The sequence below is a fragment of the Wolbachia endosymbiont of Tettigetta isshikii genome (genome assembly GCF_041154185.1).
GTDB lineage: Bacteria > Pseudomonadota > Alphaproteobacteria > Rickettsiales > Anaplasmataceae > Wolbachia.
This window is the reverse complement of sequence record NZ_JBFTEN010000034.1, coordinates 1-4,511: the sequence shown is the minus strand read 5'-3', so window position 1 is coordinate 4,511 and position 4,511 is coordinate 1. Positions and strand designations below refer to the sequence as shown.

Genomic DNA, 4,511 nt, shown 5'->3' with positions numbered 1-4,511 from the left:
TATATATGTCCCAAACAACTATTCAAACGTATCGAGAGATAGGGCTAGTGTACCTTGATAAGAACGGTTGTAATACCAATTTTCTCGGTCGCACACGCCTATGATAACTCTATTCCTATAGTGAGTAGGGCTATCTTTCTCTCTTATCTCTTTTATATCACGTTTTTAACTTACAACTATTTTTCGGCTCAATCATCAACACATAAGCATTGCCGCTGATTAATCGGTGAGTTACAATTTCCTCAATAAACTCTGATTTTGATGTTATTCGGCTGGGAGAATAAAGTAACTTCAGTAACGGATGGACTTTTAGTTGTGACTTTCCCTGATTAGTAAGCCGGTAGAGGATAAAAGGCACTGAAGATGCAGCATTTGTAATCATGTTGATTGCTCGAAAGGCAATAACATTTTTGACGTAGCCTTCCTCAGCAAAACTCGCATAACTGCGCTCACTCCAACTTGGCTCCATTATGAGCTGCAAAGCAGAGTATTTATGTGCTTTTCTCCTTTGAAAGATATTGAGATTCATATTTGCTTCCTGTTTGTTGAAAAAATTGAATTTGTTGAAAAATTGAAATTATGTTGGAATTATATAAACTAGTATCACACATACGAACATCATGTTTGAAAACAATCTCTACACAGTAGTGAAAGGCAGGAGGGAACAGTCAAAAAATGAGCTTTTTTCTGAGCTGAGCGAAGCCACCTAAGGTAGAGAATGGATCAGGAAGGAGTGTTGTATATACTAGCAACTATCTTTCCTATGTCTTATTGCACTAACCACTACCATATGTTCTATATTATCTATTTCATAAATCACGCGGTACTCGCATTCTACGAGATCCTTTAAATTTGTATGACAAAGACTTTCCTATTTTGTCAGGATTAACTGTGAGGCGCTCTTTTATGGCTTTTTCAACTCTCAATCTTATTGTTTTGGGAGAGCTGGAAGATCCGTTTCTGTAACATCCTTTAGAAATTCAATTTTGTAGGGCTTTATTCCCACTTAACATCTTCAAGTTTAACTCTTTCTGCACCTGAGCGTTTAGCAGCAAGCTCAGCTAGTGCCATATCTTCCTTCTCAATTTCAATTGCTTCTTGCATTAGCTCTTGTGCCAGATCTTGAATGGACTGGTTTTTTATTCTAGCCAACTCAACAAGATACTCTGAAATTTCATTGTTAAAAGTTATGCTGAATCTTGAGTCTGCCATATGTTTTACCAAAACCTACTACAACAATTATACAACATTTTCCTGAATTTTTCAATAAAAGAAGTTACCTATATGTAAAGAGGATTTTGTGTACCTGTGTTGACAAATAATTAAAGATTTGCCATAACTGGCCATTGTTAATGGCACAGAAGTTACAAGATATCATTAGGAATAAAGAAAACTGTGGTCAGTGTTACGCACTGGGATGACATCGACAGATTTGAATAGCAAAGAAACAGAACATGGTAAAGTGGCTAATATCTAACCAACTTATCGATTATAACCATGCCGTAAAATTCATGGAAGCAAAAATTCAAAGAATTTACGATAGTTTATCTGATGAGCTATTATGGCTGCTCCAGCACCCTCCACTTTACACATCAGGGATCAACGCAACAGATGACGACATTGTTGAAAAATTATTTCCTATATATAAAACAGGCAGGGGTGGTAAACACACATACCATGGCCCGGGGCAGCGCATTATATATCTAATGCTCAACCTTAAAAAAAGAAATAAATGCGATATAAAGCTATATATCAGAGATCTAAGCAATTGGATCATTAATGCTCTAAAGTACTTTAATATCACCGGAGAATTCAAAGAAGATAGAATAGGTATTTGGGTGAATAACAGCGGAGTAGAAGAAAAAATAGCGGCTTTTGGCATTCGTGTAAGGAAATGGATAACTTACCATGGCATAGCACTTAACGTCTCTCCAGATCTTTCTCACTACAGAGGCATTATTCCTTGCGGGCTGAAAGATTATGGTGTTTCATCAATGAAAGAACTAGGAGTTGAAGTTTCACTTTCTGAATTGGATGACATACTAAAAAAAGAGTTTTATAAGATATTTTAATGCGTTCCATTATTGTTTACATTTTATACTTCATCCTTGTTTATGTATTAACACGAGTGTCTGTTCAGTTGATTAAGTTGATATTATTGCTCCTTCTTCGAAGGGGAAAGAGTCAGATCTAACTACCATAAAAGAATATGTGGAAGCCTTGGGTTTTTATTCCCATGTTTCGGAGAAAATATACAGTAACGATAATCCATTCTACTCTAACTCCGATGAATTTAGAGCAAATGATTTGATTAGTGCCTTAACCGACGATAGCAAAATAATTTGGTGCATTAGAGGAGGAACAGAAGCTTCTCGGTTAATTCCCTACCTAAAAAAGTTACTCAATGATAAAAAAGAAAGAATTGCCTAAACTAAAAAAGTTCTCATAGGCTATAGCGATATAACTGCCTTGCACATCTACCTGCAAGCAAAATATGATTGGCAAACTCTTCACGGTGCCATGTTGGAAATGATAGTAAATAACTCTGTTTCTGAGAGCTCTGTTGAAAAATTAAAGGAGTTAATTTTGAACAAACGAGATTCCATTAGATTTAATAACTAAAAATAATCGACAATGGTATTAAACTAAAAAACGGCAGGTTAGAATCTAAAATTGTTGGTGGTAACATGACTTTGGTTGAAAATAGCGTAGGAACTGCTTGGCAAGTAAATGCAAAAGGCAAAATTTTATTTTTGGAAGACGTAAGAGTTTATCCATACGCAATGGAGCGCAGTTTAGATCACCTAAAACAAGCTCATATTTTCGATGGAGTGCAAGCAGTAATTTTTGGCAACTTTACTAATTCCGATAACAATAATCTTATTGAAATTGTAAAAGAGAGGTTTGCAAAAAGTGTCAACTTTCCGGTGTTCACAATTCAAGGAATAGGTCATGGGTATATAAACGATCCCTTAACTCTTAACACCCACACTACCATCGGCATTCAAGACGAGAAAGAAGGTCTGTTTTTTATGGATGTGCAGAATTTACAGATTGATCTTGTATCTTGTAAAAAGCATCTAATGTTTTAAGCTTAAGCATTAGATGGGGGAGGAAAGAACTCTGTGTCTGCTCTACCTGTATTCCAATAGAATGGATGCACAATGTGAGTTTCACCCGAGAAACCTTATGCGTTACACTATTCGTTGTTTCAGCGACTAAAAACATTAAAAAATTTACCAAGCAAAAAAAGAGGTAAAAGAAGCCCCATGGGCAGCTTACTTCAAAATATATTGGTAGCTAAGAGGTTAACTCGTGACTTCTTCTTTGAGTTGTACAATTTCAGCTCTAGGAAGACCAGTAGTTTAGGCTATGATATCAACAGATACGCCAGCTTTAAGTGGGTTTTTGGCCACAGCAATTTTAGCCTGTTTTTCGCCTTTCTATCTTCCTTCTGCTATGCCTTTTTGATGATCGATGAGGATGCCTTCTTGTCTACCTCTTTCTTCCCCAACCTTAACACCTTCATCAGATTTTTGAGCAAAAGCAGCTATCTCATCCATTATGGGGTTTTTCATTTGTTCATATGCTAGTAATTCTTCTTCCGACCAATTAAACTTATTCATCTCTTCATAAGATCGTTTTATTATTACGTCACTACCTACTATTTTATCTAGGTCTTCTTCCCTTGTTTCTTCTGCATATCGAAAAAAATAACACCATTTTTCTACTATACTTTCCAGTTGATCTTCTTTCGTCTTTGTAAATTTTGGTAGTTCAATAAATACGAAATAGAAATCCTTTAAATCATGTTCATTGGTATCTTCATCCCGAATAGTATGATTTGACTTGTACTCAGCCTTATCTGGAAAAATAATACAATCAGCAACAGCTATGAAGATAATTTCCTTGAGGTTATGATAATCATTACCTTGATCTGCTTGACTTGAGTAGGCTTTAGCTGCATAATATTGAGCACGCTTTTCGAAGCCTTTGGTCTTAGTAAACTGCATTTCTATAATATATCTGGAGCCTTGAGAGTCCTTACAAAGGACATCGACAATACTCTGGTTTTTAGCGGCAATTTCAGGGTCCAAAATGGTAGCTAAAAATTCAACGTCCTGAATTGCAGCTAAGCCAGTAAAGCCTAAAATATCATTTAAGAAATGAATAAGAATGTCTTTATTCTTTTCAGTACCAAATATCCTTTTAAAGGCATAATCATTGCACGCGTCAAGAAATTTTGAAACGGCCATAAATAAAGACCTTAAAAAGTATTAAAATTGTACACTATTTCTTACAAATATTCAATCTTTTTGTTTTAGATGTATTGGCCTACGAACCCAAGCCTCATCTTGAATTGCAATTATATTAAAAAATTTACCAAGCAGAAAAAAAGACAAAAGAAATCACGTGGTAGAAGTTGCTCACTCTCTAATCCTGCAAATTGGCGTACTATACTGTCTTGAACGACTTATAAGCGCGTTTCAGCTTATATAGGGAAAAACCTA

3 protein-coding genes and 2 pseudogenes are annotated in these 4,511 nt (G+C 35.6%); 2 read left to right on the top strand and 3 right to left on the bottom strand.

The window, feature by feature from the left end; translation table 11 throughout:
* Window positions 1-157: 157 nt before the first annotated feature.
* Entirely contained in the window at window positions 158-529 is a 372-nt protein-coding gene (locus AB6N09_RS05490) for a phage portal protein (RefSeq protein ID WP_411131924.1), read from the bottom strand.
* 467 nt (window positions 530-996) lie between these two features.
* The gene (locus tag AB6N09_RS05485; RefSeq protein WP_411131923.1) at window positions 997-1,212 is read right to left on the bottom strand and encodes a hypothetical protein; all 216 of its coding nucleotides are present in this window, start codon (window positions 1,210-1,212) and stop codon (window positions 997-999) included.
* Window positions 1,213-1,454: 242 nt separating this feature from the next.
* On the opposite strand from AB6N09_RS05485, the gene lipB reads away from it, so the two are divergent.
* Together lipB and AB6N09_RS05475 are read left to right on the top strand one after the other, a co-directional pair.
* Window positions 1,455-2,072 carry a lipoyl(octanoyl) transferase LipB gene (lipB, locus tag AB6N09_RS05480; protein WP_411131922.1) on the top strand — a complete coding sequence of 206 codons (618 nt, stop codon included), beginning with the start codon at window positions 1,455-1,457 and terminating at the stop codon, window positions 2,070-2,072.
* Window positions 2,073-2,080: 8 nt separating this feature from the next.
* Window positions 2,081-3,092: pseudogene (locus AB6N09_RS05475) on the top strand (LD-carboxypeptidase).
* A gap of 273 nt (window positions 3,093-3,365) precedes the next feature.
* Here AB6N09_RS05475 and AB6N09_RS05470 read toward each other — a convergent pair.
* A pseudogene (locus AB6N09_RS05470) lies at window positions 3,366-4,256 on the bottom strand (Rpn family recombination-promoting nuclease/putative transposase).
* Window positions 4,257-4,511 lie beyond the last annotated feature (255 nt).